General features: G+C 71.2%; 17 protein-coding genes and 1 pseudogene. 5 read left to right on the forward strand and 13 right to left on the reverse strand.

All coding sequences use genetic code 11. The features are described 5' to 3' along the window. Positions 1-99 precede the first annotated feature (99 nt). The gene (locus B072_RS0122020; RefSeq protein ID WP_018532146.1) at positions 100-837 is read left to right on the forward strand and encodes an MBL fold metallo-hydrolase; all 738 of its coding nucleotides are present in this window, start codon (positions 100-102) and stop codon (positions 835-837) included. Positions 838-840: 3 nt separating this feature from the next. On the opposite strand, the gene B072_RS0122025 is transcribed toward B072_RS0122020, so the two are convergent. From B072_RS0122025 to B072_RS0122060, 8 genes are all read right to left on the reverse strand, one after another. Then, a complete protein-coding gene (locus B072_RS0122025; protein WP_018532147.1) occupies positions 841-1,866 on the reverse strand; it encodes an ABC transporter ATP-binding protein in 1,026 nt (341 codons plus the stop codon). Further along, positions 1,863-3,017, reverse strand: coding sequence for an ABC transporter ATP-binding protein (locus B072_RS0122030; RefSeq protein ID WP_018532148.1), 1,155 nt, complete (start codon positions 3,015-3,017; stop codon positions 1,863-1,865). The genes B072_RS0122025 and B072_RS0122030 overlap by 4 nt, the downstream gene beginning before the upstream one ends. After that, positions 3,014-3,937, reverse strand: a complete 924-nt coding sequence (locus B072_RS0122035) for an ABC transporter permease (RefSeq protein WP_018532149.1) — start codon at positions 3,935-3,937, stop codon at positions 3,014-3,016. Before B072_RS0122035 ends, B072_RS0122030 begins: the two co-directional genes overlap by 4 nt. Further along, complete coding sequence (locus B072_RS0122040) at positions 3,930-4,916, reverse strand: ABC transporter permease (RefSeq protein WP_018532150.1); 987 nt, start codon at positions 4,914-4,916, stop codon at positions 3,930-3,932. Before B072_RS0122040 ends, B072_RS0122035 begins: the two co-directional genes overlap by 8 nt. A gap of 76 nt (positions 4,917-4,992) precedes the next feature. Continuing rightward, a complete protein-coding gene (locus B072_RS0122045; RefSeq protein ID WP_018532151.1) occupies positions 4,993-6,813 on the reverse strand; it encodes an ABC transporter family substrate-binding protein in 1,821 nt (606 codons plus the stop codon). A 199-nt stretch (positions 6,814-7,012) separates the two neighbouring features. Further along, a complete protein-coding gene (locus B072_RS0122050; protein ID WP_018532152.1) occupies positions 7,013-8,008 on the reverse strand; it encodes an NUDIX domain-containing protein in 996 nt (331 codons plus the stop codon). A 127-nt stretch (positions 8,009-8,135) separates the two neighbouring features. Next, on the reverse strand, positions 8,136-8,753 hold the full coding sequence (locus B072_RS0122055) for a TOPRIM nucleotidyl transferase/hydrolase domain-containing protein (RefSeq protein ID WP_026246148.1): 618 nt from the start codon (positions 8,751-8,753) through the stop codon (positions 8,136-8,138). Further along, the gene (locus B072_RS0122060; RefSeq protein ID WP_158689221.1) at positions 8,662-9,711 is read right to left on the reverse strand and encodes a hypothetical protein; all 1,050 of its coding nucleotides are present in this window, start codon (positions 9,709-9,711) and stop codon (positions 8,662-8,664) included. Before B072_RS0122060 ends, B072_RS0122055 begins: the two co-directional genes overlap by 92 nt. A gap of 158 nt (positions 9,712-9,869) precedes the next feature. On the opposite strand from B072_RS0122060, the gene B072_RS0122065 reads away from it, so the two are divergent. Next, positions 9,870-11,051 carry an MFS transporter gene (locus B072_RS0122065; RefSeq protein WP_018532154.1) on the forward strand — a complete coding sequence of 394 codons (1,182 nt, stop codon included), beginning with the start codon at positions 9,870-9,872 and terminating at the stop codon, positions 11,049-11,051. Positions 11,052-11,698: 647 nt separating this feature from the next. Here the strand turns inward: B072_RS0122065 and B072_RS0122075 are convergent. Beyond that, positions 11,699-12,619: an aminoglycoside phosphotransferase family protein gene (locus tag B072_RS0122075; RefSeq protein ID WP_051127262.1), complete on the reverse strand. Its 921-nt coding sequence runs from the start codon at positions 12,617-12,619 to the stop codon at positions 11,699-11,701. A gap of 409 nt (positions 12,620-13,028) precedes the next feature. Between B072_RS0122075 and B072_RS43740 the strand changes: the two genes are divergently transcribed. Continuing rightward, entirely contained in the window at positions 13,029-13,379 is a 351-nt protein-coding gene (locus B072_RS43740; protein ID WP_043244470.1) for an anti-sigma factor antagonist, read from the forward strand. Between the two features lie 85 nt (positions 13,380-13,464). Here B072_RS43740 and B072_RS48735 read toward each other — a convergent pair. Continuing rightward, a pseudogene (locus B072_RS48735) lies at positions 13,465-13,648 on the reverse strand (response regulator transcription factor); the annotation flags it as partial. Positions 13,649-13,874: 226 nt separating this feature from the next. Between B072_RS48735 and B072_RS0122090 the strand changes: the two are divergent. Then, positions 13,875-15,920: an NPCBM/NEW2 domain-containing protein gene (locus B072_RS0122090; RefSeq protein WP_051127263.1), complete on the forward strand. Its 2,046-nt coding sequence runs from the start codon at positions 13,875-13,877 to the stop codon at positions 15,918-15,920. A gap of 103 nt (positions 15,921-16,023) precedes the next feature. On the opposite strand, the gene B072_RS0122095 is transcribed toward B072_RS0122090, so the two are convergent. Then, positions 16,024-16,986, reverse strand: a complete 963-nt coding sequence (locus tag B072_RS0122095; RefSeq protein ID WP_018532159.1) for an ROK family protein — start codon at positions 16,984-16,986, stop codon at positions 16,024-16,026. A gap of 161 nt (positions 16,987-17,147) precedes the next feature. Here B072_RS0122095 and B072_RS0122100 point away from each other — a divergent pair, with 161 nt between their 5' ends. Beyond that, a complete protein-coding gene (locus B072_RS0122100; protein WP_078506536.1) occupies positions 17,148-18,266 on the forward strand; it encodes a LacI family DNA-binding transcriptional regulator in 1,119 nt (372 codons plus the stop codon). Positions 18,267-18,435: 169 nt separating this feature from the next. Here the strand turns inward: B072_RS0122100 and B072_RS0122105 are convergent, their stop codons facing one another. After that, the gene (locus B072_RS0122105) at positions 18,436-19,734 is read right to left on the reverse strand and encodes a DUF6986 family protein (protein WP_018532161.1); all 1,299 of its coding nucleotides are present in this window, start codon (positions 19,732-19,734) and stop codon (positions 18,436-18,438) included. 179 nt (positions 19,735-19,913) lie between these two features. Beyond that, a partial coding sequence (locus B072_RS0122110; protein WP_018532162.1) for an electron transfer flavoprotein subunit alpha/FixB family protein occupies positions 19,914-20,342 on the reverse strand: 429 nt, incomplete at its 5' end.

Raw genomic sequence — 20,342 nt, forward strand, 5'->3', positions numbered from 1 at the left:
CGGCCCATCCTTCGCCGCCCGCCCGCGACGATCAAGGGCCCGCTCTGCCCAGGGCCAAGTCGTACGCCGTCGGCCCCCGGCCGCTCGTACGGTCGCGGCATGAAGACCTACGACCTCGTCGACACGATCGACGTCACACCCCGGCTGCGACTGCTGCGCTTCCCGGTCGGGCAGGCCTATCTCTGGCGGGACGGCGCCGAACTCACCCTGATCGACGCGGGCGCGCGCGGCGCGGGGCGGCCGATCGCCGATGCCGTACGCGCATGGGGACACGCCCCCGAGGACGTACGGCGCATCGTGCTCACCCACTTCCACGAGGACCACGTGGGCGGGGCCGCCGAGTTCGCCGGGATCAGCGGTGCCGAGGTGTACGCGCACCGGCTCGACGCGCCGTACGTGCGCGGCGAGGCGGCGGGCCCGGATCCCGTCTACGAGGACTGGGAGCGGCCGCTGCACGCCCAGGCCCTGGCCCAGCTGCCGCCGCCGGTTCCCGAGCCCGATCTGCCGTCCTTCGTGAGGGAGTTGAACGACGGGGACACGCTGGACTTCGGCGGCGGGGCGCGCGTGGTCGGCGCGCCCGGGCACACGGAGGGTTCCATCGCGTTGCACCTGCCGCGGCACGGGGTGCTGTTCACGGGTGACGCCGTCGCCGCGTCGCCGGTGGACGGGCAGGTCATTCTCGGCGTGCTGAACCTCGACCGGGAGCGGGCCGTCGCCTCCTTCGCCCGGCTCGCCGCGCTGGAGAGCGAGGTGGCGTGCTTCGGGCACGGGGACCCGGTCGTCGGACAGGCCGGGCAAATCCTCAGGGAGGCGGTGTCCGCATACCAAGTCAACTGATCGTCACAGCAGTTCGAGTGGCTGGGCGTAGTGGCAGGCGACCGGGTTGCCGGTTCCGCGGTCGGTCAGCTCGGGGGTGCGTTCCACGCACGCCGTCCGCTCCTCCTCGCTGAGCTGCTGCGCGAACTTGGGGCAGCGCGTGCGGAAGCGGCAGCCGCTCGGCGGGCGGATCGGGCTCGGCACGTCACCCTGCACGGTGATGCGCCGGCGGGCCCGCTCCTTGCGTGGATCGGGCAGCGGGATCGCCGAGATCAGGGCCTGGGTGTAGGGGTGCGAGGGGCGGGCGAACAGCTCGCGGGTCGGGGCGAGTTCGACGATCCGGCCGAGATACATGACGGCGACGCGGTGGGCGACGTGCCGCATCACCGACAGATCGTGCGCCACGAACAGGAAGGAGAGACCGAGTTCGGACTGGAGGTCCATCAACAGGTTGAGCACGCCCGCCTGGATGGACACATCCAGGGCGGAGACCGGCTCGTCGAGGACGACGACCTTGGGGCGCAGCGCCAACGCCCTTGCGATGCCGATGCGTTGGCGTTGACCGCCGGAGAACTCGTGGGCGAAGCGGTTGCCGTGCTCCGGGTTGAGGCCCACCAAGCGCAGCAGCTCGCGGACGTCGGCGCGCCCCGCCTCGTCGTACCGGCCGTGGATGCGGAGCGGTTCGGCGACGATCTCGTGGACGGAGACACGCGGGTCGAGGGAGGCGTACGGGTCCTGGAAGACGATCTGCAGGTCGGCGCGCAGCGGCCGCATCTGACGGCGGCTCAGCTCGGTCAGCTCGTGATTCCGGTACGTGACGCTGCCGGAGGTGGCCCGCTCCAGGTTCAGCAGGGTCCGGGCCGTGGTCGTCTTGCCGGAGCCCGACTCACCGACGAGGCCCAGGGTTTCGTTGGCGTGGAGGTCGAAGGAGACCCCGCACACGGCGTGCACGTCGCCGATGGTGCGGCGCACGAGGCCGCGGGAGCGGACGGGGAAGTGCTTGACCAGGTCGCGGACCCGGAGGACAGGCTGCTCCTCGACCGTGCTCATGCGAGGTCCTTCCCCGCACTGTCCTCGGGGGTGTCCACGCCGTCGGGCTCGTCGTCACCGGCAAGCCGCGCGAGGGCCGCGGTGTCGGCGCCCGCCGTCTCGAACACCTCGTCCGCCGCGGTGTCCACGAGCCGTTCGGTGAAGTGGCAGGCGCTGCGGTGTCCGGCTCTTCCGGTGGCGCGCAGCTCCGGTTCGTCGCGGTCGCACACGTCCTCGCGCATCGGGCAGCGCGGCGCGAACGGGCAGCCCGGTGGCAGGTTCAGCAAAGACGGCGGCGCGCCCGCGATCGGCGTGAGCCGCTCCTCCTCGCGGTCCATGCGGGGCTGCGATCCCAGCAGGCCCAGGGTGTAGGGCATCCGGGGTGTGTAGAAGATGTCCTCGACCGAGCCGGTCTCGACGACGCGCCCCGCGTACATGACGGCGACCCGGTCCGTGTGGCCGGCGACCACGCCGAGGTCATGGGTGATGAGGACGAACGCCGCGCCGGTCTCGGCCCGCGCGGTCTCCAGCGCGTCGAGGATCTGTGCCTGCACGGTGACGTCGAGGGCGGTGGTGGGCTCGTCGGCGATGATCACGGCCGGGTCGTTGGACATGCCGATGGCGATGACGACGCGCTGGCGCATGCCGCCGGAGAGTTCGTGCGGGTAGTCGTCGACGCGCCGGGCGGGGTGCGGGATGCCGACGGTGCCGAGGAGGTCGACGGCCCGGGTGCGCGCCCCCTGTCGGGACAGGCCCGGGTTGTGCCGGAGCAGGCCTTCCTCGATCTGGTGGCCCACGGTGTACACGGGGTTGAGGGACGTCATGGGGTCCTGGAAGATCATGGCGATGCCGCTGCCGCGGACGTCGGAGAGCGCGTTGTCGCCGAGGCCGAGCAGCTCGGTGCCCTGGAAGCGCACGGAGCCCGCCACCTTGGCCGTCTTCGGCAGCAGCCCCATCACGGCGAGCGCGGTCACGGACTTGCCGGACCCGGACTCGCCGACGATACCGAGGGACTCGCCGCGCTCCAGCCGGTAGGTGACGCCGCGCACGGCCCGTACGAGACCGTCCTCGGTGGGGAATCCCACGCGCAGCTCCTCGACTTCGAGGACCGTTTCCTCGGTGGGCAGCGCGAGCTCGGGGCCGCTGCCGACAGCCTTGCCACGGACGGTCATTGGCGCACCCTCTGCTGTCGTGGGTCGAACGCGTCGCGCAACCCGTCGCCGATGAAGTTGATGGTCAGCGCGATCGTGATGATGAACGCGCCGGGGATGTAGAACAGCCACGGCCGGGTGTCGACGGCCGTCTGCGCCTGGGAGACGAGCAGCCCGAGCGAGGTGTCTGGGGGTTGCACGCCGAAGCCGAGGAAGGACAGGGCCGTCTCGGTGAGGATGCCGGTGGCGACGAGGATGGTGGCGTTGACGATGATCGGGCCGAGCGAGTTGGGCAGCAGGTGCCGGAAGATGATCCGGGCGTCCGAGGCGCCGAGCGCCCGGGCCGCCTCCACGAACTCCTTCTCCCGCAGCGACAGGACCGTGGAGCGCACGACGCGGGAGACGTACGCCCAGGTGAGTCCGGCGACGACAGCGGCGATCCAGTACCAGCTGCCGCCGCTTCTCGAGGAGATGACCAGCGCGATGGCGAGCAGGGGCAGTGTCAGGACGAGGTCGGAGACGCGCATCATGACCGCGTCGACGGCGCCTCGGTAGAACCCGGCGACGGCGCCCCAGACCGCGCCGACGACCGTCGAGCCGACCGCGATCATGATGGCGATCTTCAGGGAGGTCTGGGTGCCGCGCATGACCTGGGCGTAGGCGTCGTACCCGGAGGAGTTGGTGCCGAACGGATGCTTGGCGGAGGGCGGTTGGGAGTTGTCGGGCGTGTACTTCTCGTACGAGTAGTGCCACAGGTGCGGCCCGATGAAGGCCCACAGCACGATGAGCACGAAGATCAGGAGGCTGGCCATCGCCGCCCGGTGCCGTACGAAGCGGCGCAGCACCAGCTGGGTCTGCGTACGCTCCTTGACCGTGAACTCGCGGTCGACGCGCGGGAGTCCGCCGCCCGTGGCGCCCGCTGCCTGAGTGGTGTCAGTCATACCGGATCCTCGGGTCGAGTACGGCATAGAGCAGGTCGGCGACGAGATTGAACACGATGACGATCACCGCGGAGAGCAGCAGCCAGGCCATGGTGCGGTAGACGTCGACCTTGCTCACCGCGTCGACCAGCATCTCGCCCATGCCGTGCCACTGGAAGATGGTCTCGGTGATGACGACGCCGCCGAGCAGCTGCGCGATGTCGAGGGCGGTGACGGTGGTGAGCGGGATGAGCGCGGTGCGCAGCGCGTGGTGGGTGAGGACCTTGCGGCGGCGGATGCCCTTGGCGCGGGCCAGGCGTACGTAGTCGGAGTCGAGGACCTCGAGCATCGAGGCGCGGGTGTAGCGGGTCCACGAGGCGAACGAGACGAGGGCCAGCGTGACGACGGGAAGCACCAAGTGACCTACGCGGTCGCTGAGTTGATTGCCGAAGGTGTCGACCTCCAGGTACGCGGACCGGTCCCCGATGGTGCCGAGGAAGGCCGAGCCGGTCCCGTCGTTGAACCAGATGCCGGCCTGCTTGAGCAGGACCGCGAACCAGAAGACGGGCATCGCGAGGAAGAGGAACCCGACGAAGGTGATGACGTAGTCGGAGGGCGAGTACTGCCGTACCGCGCTGTACACCCCGAAGGCGATGGCCAGGACGAGGGCCACCAGCATCGAGGAGATCACCAGGATCACGGTGACGCCGAAGCGGGTGAACAGATCGTGCCCGATGTTCAGGTTGGGGTCGACGGACGGGCCCCAGTCGCCGTGCAGGACGCCCACGATCCAGTTCCAGTAGCGCTGCGCGATCGGCTGGTCGGCGTGGATGTGCCGGGCGAAGGAGGCGACGGCGGCCTTGCTGGGAGCCGGATTGCGGGAGGTGGCGAAGTTGGCGACGGGATCGCCCGCGTTCACGACGACGAGGAACACGATGAACGTCGACGCGATCAGGACGGGGATCGAGACGAGGACGCGTCGCACCGCGTAGGCGAACATGCAGGACTCCTCGAGTGGCGGTGGACGGCCCCGACGGCGTACCGCCGGGGCCGAACTGCTCCCTTTCCGTCGGGAGTTACTTCCTGAGGCCCCACTCGGCCACGTTGTACGGCGGGCCGATGATGGTCGGGTTGTTCCGTATCCCGACGAAGCGGTCCTGCACCGCGAGGAACGTCGGCTTCTGGTACAGCGGCAGCACGTAAGCGTCGTCCGTCATGATCATGTCCGCGTCGGCGAGCAACGTCATGGCCTTGGCGTTGTCGGTCTGCCCGACCGAGTCGTTCAGCAGCTTGTCGACCCGCTTGTTGCTGTAGCCGCCGTAGTTGCTGGCCTGGCCGGTCGACCAGGTGCCCTGGGCGTTGGACGTCGGCGTCGGGCCCTGCACCCAGGCGAAGACGATGATGTCGTACTGGTGCCCGGTGAGCACCGTGCCGAGGTCGGCCGCGCCGATCGGCTTGATCGTCATCTTGATGCCGAGGTCACCGAGGGCGGACTGCAGGATCTGGCACTCGCTCTGCCGGATCGCGTTCCCGGTGGTGTAGCGGCAGTTGAACGGTCCGACGGCCTTGCCGTCCGGTGTCTTCAGCGCGGAGCCGACCCCGGTGAACCTGGCGTCGGTCAGGAGCTTCTTCGCCTTCGCCACGTCACCCGAGCCCTGTCCGGTCGGAGTGACGGCGTCCTCGTAGCCGAGCTGGCCGGGCATCAGCATGTGACTGCCGAGCTGCTTGACGTCCTTGTCGAACTGGCCGACCGTCTTGTCGATCATGTCCTTCACGCTGACCGACGTGAACATCGCCTGCCGCAGCGCCTTGTACTTGCCGATCACCGGGTTGTGCAGGTTGAGATCGAAGTGCTCCCACTGCAGACCGGAACCGATGGTGTACGAGACGTTCGGGATGTCCTTGATCTGGTTGACGAGGTCCACCTGGGGCTGCGGGTAGATGGCCTGGACCTCGTTGTTCTTCAGGGCGGTCGGCTCCTGCGTGGCGTCCGAGATCACCTTGTAGATCAGCCGGTCGAGGGTCGGCTTCGACTTCCCGTACCACTTGGGGTCGGGCTCGAAGGTGGCGTGGTCGTTGTCCTTCCACTCCGTCATCCTGTACGGGCCACCGGTCGCGTACTCGCTGGGCGGCGTCTTCATGAAGTACTGCCAGCCCTGCGTGAGTTGAGTGGCCGTCAGCTTGTCGGCGCCGCCGGCCGCCACACCGGCGGCCTTCTCCGCGACGTGCGCCGGGTAGAGGCCGTAGCCGCCGCCGAAGAAGGACTTCCAGTCCGAGTACGGCTTGTCCATCACGACGGTCACGGTCTTGCCGCCGTCGGAGCCGGTCATCGACTTGATGCGGTCCCAGCCCGAGGTGGACCACGGCAGACAGCCCTTGGTCTGGCTCTCGTCGCTCGCGGGCGGCGGCGGGCAGTCCTTCCCGTTCATGGTGCGCCACAGGAAGATGAAGTCGTCGGCCGTCATCGGCGTTCCGTCGTTCCAGGACGCCTTCGGGTTGATCTTGTAGACGAACGTCTGCGGGCTCGCGCCGGTCTGCTCGGCGGAGGTGACGAAGTCCGTGTTGAGCTTGAGCCCGAAGTCCGGCTGCGGCACGAAGACCTGCGGCAGCACGGCGGTCATGGCCTCGCTGTTCTCGAAGGTGTTGCCGTTCGAGTCCTCGATGTTCCAGGCCTGGATGTTCTTCTCGATGGTGTAGGTGAACGTTCCTCCGGACTTGCGCTCCCCGGAATTGCACGTGTTGGCCTTGCCCTGGGAACTGCACGAACTCAGCCCCGCAGAGCCGCCGTTGCTGTCGTTGTCGCCGTCCCCGCTCGAGCCGCTGCACGCCGTGAGGACGAGGGTGAGTCCGGCGGCGAGCGTCAGGCCTTTCGCGACGGTCGATGAAGGCGCACGCATGTCCCTCCGTTCAGCCGGCAGACGGTCCGGCTCAGTGAGGCGGCTGTGAACCGCAAGAGGTGAGCTGCGCCTTCACGGTAAGTCCGTCGCGTCGCTTCGTAGGCCTGCCGCGCAGTACCAGAAAGATGACGTTCCGGCTTAGATTTCCCCTTGGAAATCACGGCAGTTGGCAAAGCGGCGGTCCGCGTCCACGCGTGCCTCAGCCGACCGGTACACCGGCCTCCAGGTAGTACGCGGCGCCCCGCTCGCGCGCCCGCAGGGCCCAGCGCAGCCGCTCGTACCGCACGGGCGGCAGCAGCCCCTCGGCCTCGGCTTCGCCGACGAACCGCCAGCCCCGCAACTCGGGTCCGGGAAGAAGTACATGACGGGCCGTCACGCTGTCGAGGAGACCCCCGTCGAAGAGCAGCCGGAGGCCACCGAATCCGGGCGGCGCGGGACGCTCCCAGTCGACCACCAGCAGCCGAGGCACGTCGACGAGCCGGATGCCGGTCTCCTCGGCGACCTCGCGCACACCGGCCTGCGCGGGCGCCTCGCCCTGCTCGACGACACCACCGGGGAACTCCCAGCCCGGCTTGTACGTGGGGTCGACGAGCAGCACCCGGTCCTGCTCGTCGAAGAGGAGCACGCCCGCGGCGACCGTCTCGGCGGTCGGTTCGGCCGTCTGCACGATGTCGCAGGGGGCGGCCTCACCGGTGCGCACGGCGGCGGCGATGCGCACGGCGGTCTCGCGCGGGGACAGGGCGCCATTGTCGACGAGATAGGCGTCGGCCGCGAGCCAGCCCGCGAGCGCGGCGCGGTAGGGCTCGATGTCGGCGGGAGCCTCGCCGCCCGGGTCACGGCTTCGCAGGATCGTTTCCCCTGGAGCAAGGAGCACATGGCACACAGAGATCCGACGCGCGGCGAGACCCCCGAAGATCTCGTCGCGGTACTCCTGGCGCAGCAGCCCCATCGGCACCACGAGGACTCCGCCGAGTTCGGCGAGCAGCGCCGCGGCCGTGTCGACGACGAGCCGTCGCCAGATCGGCAGGTCCTGACGGTCGCTGACCTCGGCGAGGCGCTTGGGCGGCAGCAGCCGCTCCAGCTCGCCCTCGATCACCTCGGGGTCGAAGAGCGTGCAGTTCGGGATCAGGTCGATCAACTCCCGCGCTGCGGTGGTCTTGCCCGCGCCGGACGCCCCGTTGACCCAGACGATCACGGTTCCCCCTCTTCGGTCGGCCCTCTGAGGCTTGCCCGCAACACCCTGTCGGGGAAACCCGGCGCTGATGAGCGGGTCGCCCCGCGGGGACCCGGCGGCGGGGTGGCGGGCTGTGCCCGGGCGCCGGTCACAGGCTCGTGAGCAGGTCGTCCAGCGGTACCGGGACCCGTGCCGGGTCGAGCGCCTCCACCAGCAAAGTTCCGTAGCGGATCTTGCGGCCCTTCTTCGTGCCGAGGAAGCGCCGCAGCTGCTGCCCCCGTGGGCGGCCGAGCTGGGCGGGCTGCTGGAGGAAGGTCTGCCAGGCCCGCAGATCGCCCTCGGCCGCGACGACCTCCTCGACCCGCGCCGTACCGAGTGCCCGGATCAGCTCGTCCTCCAGGTCGGCGGCGCACACGAAGATGTCCTGGTGCGGCGCCCCTGCGCGCTCCCATCCGCGCGCGTAGTAGCCCTGCTCCCGCTCGTCGCACAGTCCGGTCAGGCGCAGGCCGAGGCCGGATGGTCCGAGGAGCGTGGCATAGCGGCCGACGCTCATCGCCCCGCCCATGGGCACCACGCACACGCCGTCGACGGCCAGGTCCCTGCCGCGCCGGGCGGCCAGCGTCTCGACGGCGGCGAGGTCGCTCGCCCCCTCGACCAGCACCGCGGTCCGCAGCTCAAGCTGCCGGGCCAGCTCGTGCGCCGGCTCCCCCGGGCCACCGGCCGCCCAGTGCCCGACCGCGTCCCTGAACGCCCACACGTCTCCCATGGGGCGAGTGTGCACCGCCGTCGCGTGCGCCGGCACCGAATATCGGGCGAGGTGCCGCGGTGTCACGTGCGGGGCGAGCGCCGGGTGCGGGGCGAGCGCCGGGTGCGGGTCCGGGCGCCGAGTGCGGGTCCGGGCGCCGGGTGCGGGTCCGGGCGGTGTGCGGCGTGCCCGTCCCACGGCGCAGGCGGGGGCGGGGGCGGCGGCGTGCTTGGCCGCTCCGGGCGCGCCGCCGGTGCCGGGCCAGGGCGCCGGCGACCGCGGCGGCGATGGTGGGCACGCCTGCCGCGAGCACGGCCACGTTCGTGACGGCGGCGGTCAGCCAGTGCCATGCGTTCGTGGGGCGCGAGGCGAAGGTGGGGTCGGGGACCTGCACGAAGACGTCCGCCCTCAGCGGGGCGGTCTCGTGGAGCACGATGTTCCGGTCCTCGAAGTACGTCGTCACGGTGAGGGTGATGCTGGCCTTCCCCGGTTTCCTGGCGCTCACCTCCCATGACCGGTGCCCCCGGTCCGACTTCGTGATCACGGGCTTGCGCTCCGAGCCGAGCGGTACGCACCACACGCCCTCGCCGGCGCATTCCAGGTGTGCCCCGATCGTGGCGCCCGTCGCGACGGGCAGGGACTTGTCGTGGGAGTCATGCGGTGCGCCCGCCCGCCAGGTGCCGCTGACCTCGGCGTCGAAGAAATCCGGCTGCCCGTCCGGGGCCAGGGGCAGCGTCTTCGCGTCCGTGTGGACGAGCCGTCCGTGGAGCAGCGCGCCGCGCGCCGCGATGATGGACTGCTGGAACCCCTGCCGGCTCCCTGCCTGGGGAGCGAGCGCCGTCCGGCCCGACTGCCGGATCAGGATCAGAGCCGCACCGGCCACCAGGACGAGGAAGACGGCCACCAGGACGAGCACCCCGCGAGGACGACGAAGTATCCGCAGAATCCGACCGTGCGGCTCTTCCGCGTCAGCTGTCATACTCCCCCGCCTCCCGTGCGTAACTCCCCCACCGCAAAAACATGTGGAGGCCAGGCAACCGTGGTGGCACAGTGGCGCACCGCCGCCGTTCCGACACGGGGTTCGGCGAGCCCGGCGCGCCAACTCCCCCCGATCCGCGCCGTGTTAGGAGACGCCTGATGCCGACCGGACTCATCGCGCTGGCGCTCGGCGGATTCGGCATCGGCCTGACCGAGTTCCTCATCGCCGGGCTGCTGCCGCAGGTGGCAGCCGACTTCACGGTGTCCGAGGCGGCCGCGGGCCGGCTGATCTCCGGGTACGCGCTCAGTGTCGCCGTCGGTGCGATCGCCCTGACCGCGGCGACGGCGCGGCTGTCCCGCAAGGCGGTCCTCATCGGTCTGGTGGCGCTGTTCGTCGTCGGCAACCTGTTGTCCGCGATCGCCACCGGTTACGGGGTGATGCTGCTCGGCCGGATCGTCGCGGCGCTGTGCCACGGCTCCTTCTTCGGCATCGGCTCCCTGGTCGCGCGCAGCCTGGTCCCGCCGGAGCGGAAGTCCCGCGCGGTGGCGGTGATGTTCGCCGGGCTCACCGTCGCGAACGTCCTGGGGGTGCCGTTCGGCGCGCTGATCGGCGAACGCTGGGGCTGGCGGGCCGCGTTCTGGGCGGTCACCGCGATCGGCGTACTGGCGCTGGCCGGCATCGCCGCCCTGGTGCCCGGCCGGGCGGGGGTGGCGCCGGACGGGTCGGCCTCTCCCACCCGGCTGCGCGCCCAGCTCCGGGAGTTCCGCTCGGGGCAGGTCTGGCTGACGCTGGCCGCCACCGCGCTCGGCTACGGCGGCATGTTCGGCGCGTTCAGCTACATCGCCTATACGTTCACCGAGGTCGGCGGCTTCTCGTCGGGCGACGTCTCCTGGCTGCTGATGGTGTACGGCGTCGGCCTCGTCGTCGGGAACATCGTCGGCGGACGCGCGGCCGACCGCGACCGGGACCGCACCCTGCTGCTCGCCCTCCTCGGACTCACCGTCACCCTGGCCGTGTTCGGCCTCCTCGCCGACAGCGCCGCGGCGTCGGTGGTGCTGGCGTTCCTGCTGGGGGTGACCGGTTTCGCGAGCGTCCCCGGCATGATCACGCGGGTCACCGACGCCGCCCACGGCGCGGCGCTGGCCGCCAGTGCCAACGTGTCCGCGTCCAACGTCGGCAACGCGCTGGGCGCCTGGCTCGGCGGCCTCGCCATCAGCGCGGGGTACGGCTACCGGGCGCCGCTGTACGTGGGGGCCGGAATCGCCCTGACGTCGGTCGCGGTGATGGCGGTCGCCGCGCGTCGGGCAGGAACACCGGTGCCCGTGGATCAGCAGGTGTGAGGAATCATCAGCTTCTGTCGTACGAAGTCTAGTTGGCGATCCGATTCACCCGGCCGCCCGTTGCCGCGTCGCGCGTCGGTCGCCGTTCCAGCGGCCGGATCACCGTGCTCGCCGTCAGGGGCGGGCAACCCACGGCCACCCACGGCAGCACCCGGCCCACGCCGTACAGCACGCCGAAGAGGCCCGGGGCGATCATTCCGCCGCCGCCCACAGCAGCGTGACCAGGCCGACGTAGCCGACGAGCAACGGCCCTCGGGGCAGCAGCACGGCCGGCGATCGCCGCGCACCAAGCCGCCCACAGCCGTCCGGCCCAGGCCATCGCCCCCCCAAGAGAACCAGCCATGTTCCAAAGGGAGTTGGGGAATGCGAACGGCACCCGCCTGCCACCTCGGGGTTCTGGGAGATTGCGCGGCAGGCGGGCCGTCCGGACCGGGCGGGCGCGACCTGACGGCGCCGCCCGTACGTCACCGGGCCTCGGGGGATGATCCCGGAGACGCTCGCGGGAGGACCGGGGGCCGTGCCGTCCACCGCTGCCCGACGGTCGACGCCCGGCCCTCGTCCGGCCTCCCGCGTTCCCTGAGTACGCAGTCAAGCGCAGTCGGGCGGACGGCACAGCCGTGTGCGGGCACGCTGTAGCGGCGCGCCGTTCACACGGGGTGCGCGGTGCGCACACCCTCCCCCTGAGCGAGTCCGTCGCCGGGGGCGGCCAGCGCCGCCCGGATCTGTCGGGTGGTGGCCGCCGCGATCCGCGGACTGTCGGCGGCGTACGCCGTGTAGGCGCTGAGCCCGGTGGTCAGCGCCCAGCCGCGCCCTCGCAGCCACGTCGCGTCGTCCACGTCGAGCGCGGCGCGGAACACCGCGGCACTGCCCGGCGACAGCAGCGTGAAGGCGATCATCAGGTCGACCGCGGGGTCCCCCGGCCCCAGGCTGCCGAAGTCGATCACCGAGCTGAGGCGTCCGTCGACGGTGAGCAGGTTGCCGGTGTGGAAGTCGCCGTGGCACAGCACGGGCGGCCCCTGGCGGGCGGGGGCGGCCAGGGCCGCGTCCCACAGCTCGGTCATCGCGGTGGCATCGAAGGCGTCGGCGGCCCGCGCGATGGCGGTGCGGGTCGCCGCGTCCCGGTCGGCCAGCGTCTCGCGGACCTCGACCGGCGCGGCGGAGTCCGGCGCCACCGCCTGCAACGCCCTTAGGAACGCGGCCAGTTCATGCGCCGCCCGCGTGGAGTCGGACAGCCCTTCCACGGTCGCGACCTCGCCGTCCAGCCAGCGGGTCACCGCCCACGGCCACGGGTAGCCGAGCGCGGGCCGCCCCACCGCCACCGGGACGGGCACGGCGAGCGGCAGCAGCGGGGCGAGACCGGGCAGCCAGTCACGCTCCTTCTCCGCCTGCTCGATGGCGCCCTCATGCCTGGGCAACCGCACCGAGAGCTCGTCGCCGAGCCGGTGGATGACATGGTCGGACCCGGCGGGATCGACCGGGGTGAGCGGCAGTCGGGACCACCCCGGGAACTGGAGGTCGACGAGGTCACGCACCAACTGCGTGTCGATTGCGGGTAGCTCTCTCGCCAAGACTGCCGCTCCCTGGAAAGGTCCCTCACGACGCCGCGGACCCTCACACGGCACCGGGGCCCCACTGTCGACCGCTTTTCCCGGAACAGACCTCCAGCATGTCAAGCCAATTGCATTTAATTCACCCGTTCAAGTGACGCGAAGGCGTCGGGAATCGTTACGGCACGACGTAGCCCCGCCACTCCCGATACCGTGACCGCTCAGGCGCCCCAGCCCCCGGTGACCTCGTGATTCTTTCGCACACCGATGATTCGTTCGCGCCAGCTCGCTCCGCTTTCCCTTCGGAGGCGGACAGGTGCTCGGGCCGGGGGGACCGATGCGACAAGGCAACCAACAGGACTACGCCTACGACGATTTCGGAGATTCCGAGGGCCGCGGCCTCTTTCGGAACTTCGACGCCATCGAAGGCATGACAGACTTCGAAGACGCCGTCACCGCACCCGTGGTGCGCACGACCGGCGACTGTGTCGTCGTCGAACTCGGCGGTGACATCGACCTCTTGGCCTTCCACCGGCACGCGCCACTGATGGACGTGGTGGCGGCGGGACCGTACCGCGTCGTGGTCGTCGACCTCACCGAGGCCACGTTCTTCGACTGCTCGGGCCTCACACTCCTGGTCCGCGCACACCGCAGGGCCACGGACCGCGGCGGCCGCGTCACCGTCGTCTGCCGGCACCGCCTCACACTGCGGCTCATCGAACTGGCGGGCCTGACCGAGATGTTGGCCCCGTCGACGACAGTGGAGGAGGCCTTGCAGTAAGGACGGTGCGCGGGTGAGGACTACGGCGCACCCGGAAGCCGAGGCCGGCCCCGGCATGTTCGTCGGTGCGTACGCGGTCCGTTCCGCGCCGGAAGGGTCCGGTGGGGGTCGCAACGGCGTTGGTGAGCGGGTCGGCGTTGTCGTCCCAGGCCCGTTCGCAGTTCCTCGGCGCCGGCGGCCCCGCCCTCGGCGGCGACGCGGACTTCACGGACGGCGAACTGTAGGCGGGTGAGCGCGACATGGCGTCCGCCGGGGAAGACCTCCCGGCGGACGTGTCGTCGTTCATGACCCCAGGAGAGTCGGTGGGCCGTTGCTGCGGCGTATTCGGTTTTCGATACGCCCGCCATACGCGGCCCCTGACGCACTATCGAACAACTTTCACCGCATCGCACCCCACCTCTTCCAACAGACTCCAACACGGCCTACCGTCAACGCGCACCACTGACACGTACATGCCGTAATCCACTGTCTTCGGAAGTACGGAGGAGCGTCACGATGCGTCGCCTTCCCACCCGCCGAGCCGGGTCCGTCCGGCGAAGAGTCGTCGGAGCGCTGGCCGCCGGAGTCCTGTCCGCCGGTGGCCTTGCGGCCCTGCCCGCCCCCGCCACGGCCGCTACCGCTGCCGCGCAGCCCTCGTCCCGCCTCGACGACGAACTGGCCCGCACGCCTCCCATGGGCTTCAACAACTGGAACTCCACGCACTGCCGCGCGGACTTCAACGAGGCCATGGTCAAAGGCATCGCCGACATCTTCGTGGAGAAGGGCCTCAAGGACGCCGGGTACCAGTACGTGAACCTGGACGACTGCTGGGCCCTCTCGGAGCGCGACGCGGACGGCAAGCTGGTGCCGGACCCGGCCCGATTCCCCAACGGGATCAAGGCAGTTGCGGACTACGTCCATGCCAAGGGCCTCAAGCTCGGGATCTATACGAGCGCCGGGACGAAGACATGCAGCGACATCGGGCTTCCGGGCGCCCTCGGCCACGAGTACAGCGACGCACGGCAGTTCGCCGACTGGGGCGTCGACTATCTCAAGTACGACAACTGCAACAACCAGGGCGTGGACGCGAAGGAGCGCTACACGACGATGCGCGACGCGCTGCGCGCCACCGGCCGCCCCATCGTCTACAGCATCTGCGAGTGGGGGCAGAACAAGCCATGGGAGTGGGCCGGCGAGCTCGGCCAGTTGTGGCGCACCACCGGTGACATCAGCGACAGCTGGGGCTCGATGCTGTCGATCATGAAGCAGAATCTGCCGCTCGCCCCGTACGCCGGTCCCGGCCACTGGAACGACCCCGACATGCTGGAGGTCGGCAACGGCGGCATGACGGACACCGAGTACCGCACCCACTTCTCGATGTGGTCGGTCATGGCGTCGCCCCTGCTGATCGGCACCGATCTGCGCACGGCGTCGGACGAGACGTACGAGATCCTCTCCAACCGCGACGTGATCGCCGTCGACCAGGACCCGCTGGGCAAGCAGGGCACCGTGGTGTCGTCGCAGGGCGGCCGCTGGGTGGTGGCCAAGGAGATGGCGGACGGCAGCCGCGCCGTCGCCCTCTTCAACGAGAGCGGCAGCGCGCAGCGCGTCGCGACGACGGCGGAGGCGGTCGGGCTGCCGCGGGCCGACGCCTATGTCTCGCGCGACCTGTGGCAGCACAAGGACTACAACACCGCGGGCACCCTCGCGGCGACCGTCCCCGCGCACGGCACGGTGCTGCTGCGCGTGACGGCGGGCGGGAAGTGGTCCGCGTACCCGCCGGCGGCCGAACTCGCCCCGAGCGAGGGCGTGTTCGTCGAGCCGGGCGCGACGGCGAAGGTCTCCAGTACGTTCACGAACCTCGGCCGCAGCACGGCCCGCGACGTCTCCGTCTCGCTGAGCGCGCCGTCGGGAACGAGTTGGAAGATCACGGCGGGCGGCCCGACGAAGGCCCCCTCGCTCGCGACCGGCAAGGCGCTGACCACACCGTGGCAGGTGACCGCCCCCGCGGGCACGGCCACAGGGACGTACGACCTCACCCTGCGCGCCGCCTACCGCTCGCCCCAGGGCGCGCGGGTCACGACGACGGCCCCGGTGACGGCGCACGTCGTGACGGCGCCGCCCTCCGGGGCGTCCTCGCTCGGTGATCTGCCCTGGCTCGCGACCTCCAACGGCTACGGGCCGGTCGAGCGCGACACGAGCAACGGCGAGGACGCGGCGGGTGACGGCCACCCGCTCACCATCGGCGGCGTCGTGTACGCCAAGGGGCTCGGCGTGCACGCGCAGAGCGAGGTCTCCTACTACACGGCCCGTGCGTGCGAACGTGTCACCGCGCAGGTGGGCGTCGACGACGAGAAGGGCACCAAGGGCACGGTGGCGTTCGAGATCTGGGCCGACGACCACAAGGTGGCCGAGACGGGCGTCCTCACCAACTCCGATGCGGCACACGCCATTTCGGCCGATGTGACAGGGGCCCAGGTGGTGCGCCTCGTGGTCACGGACGGGGGTGACGGCGTCGACTCGGATCACGCGGACTGGGCGGACGCGGCGCTGAACTGCTGAGCGTTCACCGCGGCGCGGACCGGCTGCCGGGCGCAGGCGGTCCGCACCGTTCGCGATGGACCAGCGGGGACTCGATGGAGGGGTACGGCCCCTCCCGGCACGCTCAAACGGCCTGCCGGCGCACCCCGTTCACGGCGGAGCCGCTCCTCAGGGCCGCGGCAGCGGCGCCCACGAGCCCCGCGTCCGTGCCGGTCGACGCCGGCGCCACCGTGAGGCGCTGGACGAAGGAGAGCGTGGCGTAGTCGCGCAGGGCGCGGCGCAGCGGGACGAAGAGGACGTCGCCCGCCTTCGCCACTCCCCCGCCGATCACCGCGATGTCGATCTCGACCAGCGTCGCGGTCGCGGCGATGCCGGCCGCGAGGGCCTTGGCCGCGCGCTCGAAGGAAGCCACCGCGATCGGGTCTCCCGCGCGGGCGGCGGCGGCCACCGCCGCGGCCGTGGTGTCGCCGTCCGGGCCGGGCTTCCAGCCGTCGGCCAGGGCCCGCCGGGCGATGTTGGGTCCGGAGGCGATGCGCTCGACACAGCCGCGCGCGCCGCAGGGGCAGGGGTCGCCGTCGAGGTCGACGCTGATGTGCCCGATGTGGCCCGCGTTTCCGGTGGGGCCGGGGTGGAGCCGGCCGTTCAGGATCAGGCCGCCGCCGACACCCGTCGACACGACCATGCACAGCGCGTTGTCGTGGCCGCGCGCCGCGCCCTGCCAATGCTCGGCCGCCGTCATCGCCACACCGTCGCCGACGAGTTCGACCGGCAGGCCGCCCGTGGCGGAGCGGACGCGCTCGACAAGGGGGAACTCGCGCCAGCCGGGCACGTTGACCGGGCTGACCGTGCCGGCCGAGCGGTCCACGGGGCCCGCGCTGCCGATGCCCACGGCCCCGGCCCGCGGCCACAGGTCGGACTCCGTCAGCTCGGCGAGGACCGCCTCGACGGCTCCCATCACCGTCTCGCCGTCCTCCTGCGCGGGGGTCGGCCGCTGCGTCCGCGCGAGGATGCGGCCCCGGTCGTCCACCAGGGCGCCGGCGATCTTGGTGCCGCCGATGTCGAGAGCGGCGACGAGGTCCATGTGCATCAGTGTCAGGTCTCCTGGTGGAAAGGTGGGGAGGGGGCAGCCCCGAGAAGCCAACTCTAGGAAGGCGCAGGAAAGTGGTGGACAGTCTCTCCCGCATCTGACAACGTTGTCCAGGCCCTATGCTCGACGCCACATGCCCCGACGGCTGCCCGTACAGCATGATGAACCCCGACGAACGGTCGCCCGCACCCGTTCCGGGCAACCGCCTTGACGGCAGCGACGACAGGACAGGACAGCGCATAGTGGACCGCACCGCCCGCCGCACCGAGAACCGCTACGGCAACCGCCCGACCATGAAGGACGTCGCCGCGCGTGCCGGAGTCGGTCTCAAGACGGTGTCCCGCGTCGTCAACGGCGAGCCCGGAGTCACCCCCGACACCGAGCGGCGCGTGCAGGAGGCGATCGCGGCGCTCGGCTTCCGGCGCAATGACAGCGCGCGGGTGCTCCGCAAGGGACGTACGGCCAGCATCGGCCTGGTCCTGGAGGATCTGGCCGACCCGTTCTACGGTCCGCTCAGCCGGGCCGTGGAGGAGGTCGCGCGGGCGCACGGCGCGCTGCTCATCAACGGCTCCAGTGCCGAGGACCCGGACCGCGAGCAGGAGTTGGTGCTCGCCCTGTGCGCGCGCCGGGTCGACGGGCTCGTGGTGATCCCGGCCGGGGACGACCACCGCTATCTGGAGCCGGAGATCGCCGCCGGGGTCGCGACCGTCTTCGTCGACCGCCCGGCGGGGAAGATCGACGCGGACGTCGTCCTCTCCGACAGCTTCGGCGGCGCCCGCGACGGCGTCGCGCACCTCATCGCGGGTGGCCACCACCGGATCGGCTTCATCGGCGACCAGCCCCGCATCCACACGGCCGCCGAGCGTCTGCGCGGCTACCGGGCGGCGATGGAGGACGCCGGGATATCGGTCGCGGACCGCTGGATGTCGCTGGGCGTCACCGATCCCGAGCGGGTGCGGCGGGCCGCGGAGGAGATGCTGAAGGGCCCCGAGCCGGTCACGGCGATCTTCGCGGGCAACAACCGAGTGACGGTGACCGTCGTACGCGTCCTGGCCGAACTCGACCGCTCCGTGGCCCTGGTGGGCTTCGACGACATCGAGCTGGGCGACCTGCTGCAGCCGGGCGTGACGGTGGTCGCGCAGGACGCCGCACAGCTGGGCCGCACCGCCGCCGAGCGCCTGTTCCGCCAGCTGGACGGGGCGACGCTGCTCCCGGAGCGCATCGAGCTGCCGACGCGGCTGATCCGCCGGGGGTCGGGGGAACTGCCGCCCTCCGAATAGGAGTTCAGGGTCGCCGGGGATCGGCGCCCGGACCCGCTCGGCGGTGGCGCCGCCCCGAGCCGGGCCGGGGCCGATGCAACGGACCCTCACCCCCCTACAAGCGACACCGACACACCGCTGCCCCTTCCCGGCCGTCCCCGGGAAGGGGCAGTGGTGGTTCGTGTGCGACCTACTCGGCGGTGGCCGTCAGGTCGCCGCGGCGCGGCGACGCGTAGCCCTCCAGGTCGGCGCGGGTCAGACCGGCGAGCCGGGCGACCTCGCCGTTGTCGAGCGCGCCGCAGTCCAGGCCGCGCAGCAGGTACCCGGCGAGGGCCTTCGCGGTGGCGGGCTCGTCGGCGATGTCGCCGGTGGACCGGCGCGCGTAGGCGGCGAGGCGGGCGGCGGCCTGCTCGAAGCCCTCGCGGTAGAAGGCGAAGACGGCCGCGTAGCGGGTCGGGATGTGGCCCGGGTGCATGTCCCAGCCCTGGTAGTAGGCGCGGGCCAGAGCACGGCGCGTGAGGCCGTAGTGCAGGCGCCAGGCGTCGTGGACCTTGGCGGTCGACCCGACGGGCAGCACGTTCGTGGAACCGTCGGAGACGCGGACTCCCGTGCCGGCGGCGGCGACCTGCATGACGGCCTTCGCGTAGTCGGCGGCCGGGTGGTCGCTCGCCTGGTACGCGGCGGACACGCCGAGGCAGGCGCTGTAGTCGAAGGTGCCGTAGTGCAGACCGGTCGCGCGGCCCTCGGCGGCGTCGATCATGCGGGCCACGGCGGCGGTGCCGTCGGCGGCGAGGATGGACTGGCTGGTCTCGATCTGGATCTCGAACCCGAGCCGCCCGGCGTCGAGCCCGTGCTGCTTCTCGAACGCCTCCAGGAGCCGGACCATGGCCGTGACCTGCTCCGGGTACGTCACCTTGGGCAGGGTCAGCACGAGCCCTTCCGGCAGGCCGCCGTGCTCCATGAGCCCGGTCAGGAAGATGTCGAGCGTGCGGATGCCGCGGTCGCGGACGGCCTCCTCCATGCACTTCATGCGGATGCCCATGTACGGGGCAGCGGTGCCGTTCCTGTAGGCGTCGGCGATGACGCGCGCGGCCCGCGCGGCCGTCTCGTCCTCGTCGGCAAAGGAGGCGGGCCGGTAGCCGTCCTCGAAGTCGACCCGCAGGTCCTCGACGGGCTCGCGCTCCAGCTTCGCGCGTACGCGGTCGTAGACGGGCCCGGCGAGTGCGTCGGAGAGGCCGAGGACCGCGGCGAACGAGGCGGCGTCCGGGGCGTGCTCGTCGAGCTGCGCGAGGGCCTGGTCGCCCCAGGAGCGGAGGGTGCCCGCGTCGAAGGCGTCACCGGGGACGTACACCGTGTGGACCGGCTGACGGGTGCCGGGGTCTCCCGGGTACCGGCGCGCGAGCTCCGCGTCGACCGGGGCGAGTGAGGCGCTGATGCCCTCGCTGACCGCGCCCGCGAGGCTCGTCGACACCTTCTCCTGCTGACCCATTCGTGCACCCTCCATACGCTCAATGTTTCCACTTCACGGAATCAACAATCCGTATAGCGAAGTTATCCGTCGGCGTGAGCCAGGTCAATGGTCATCTTCCGAGGTCCGTCACGCGGACGGGGCCGCGCGGTGAAGATCACCACGCGGCCCCGTCGGCACCACAGAACAACTGAACAGGCTCAGCCCTTGCGGGTGTTGACCTCTTCGGTGAGTTGGGGGACGACGTCGAAGAGGTCGCCGACGACGCCGTAGTCGACGAGGTCGAAGATGGGGGCTTCGGCGTCCTTGTTGACCGCGACGATGGTCTTGGAGGTCTGCATGCCGGCCCGGTGCTGGATCGCGCCGGAGATGCCGTTGGCGATGTACAACTGCGGCGAGACGCTCTTGCCGGTCTGGCCGACCTGGTTGGAGTGCGGGTACCAGCCGGCGTCGACCGCGGCCCGGGAGGCGCCCACGGCCGCGCCCAGGGAGTCGGCGAGGGCCTCGATGACCGCGAAGTTGTCGGCGCCGTTGACGCCGCGGCCGCCGGAGACCACGATCGCGGCCTCGGTCAGCTCCGGACGGCCGGTGGACTCGCGCGGGGTGCGCCCGGTGACCTTGGTGCCGGT

It is taken from the genome of Streptomyces sp. HmicA12, from assembly GCF_000373565.1.
Taxonomy (GTDB): Bacteria; Actinomycetota; Actinomycetes; order Streptomycetales; family Streptomycetaceae; genus Streptomyces.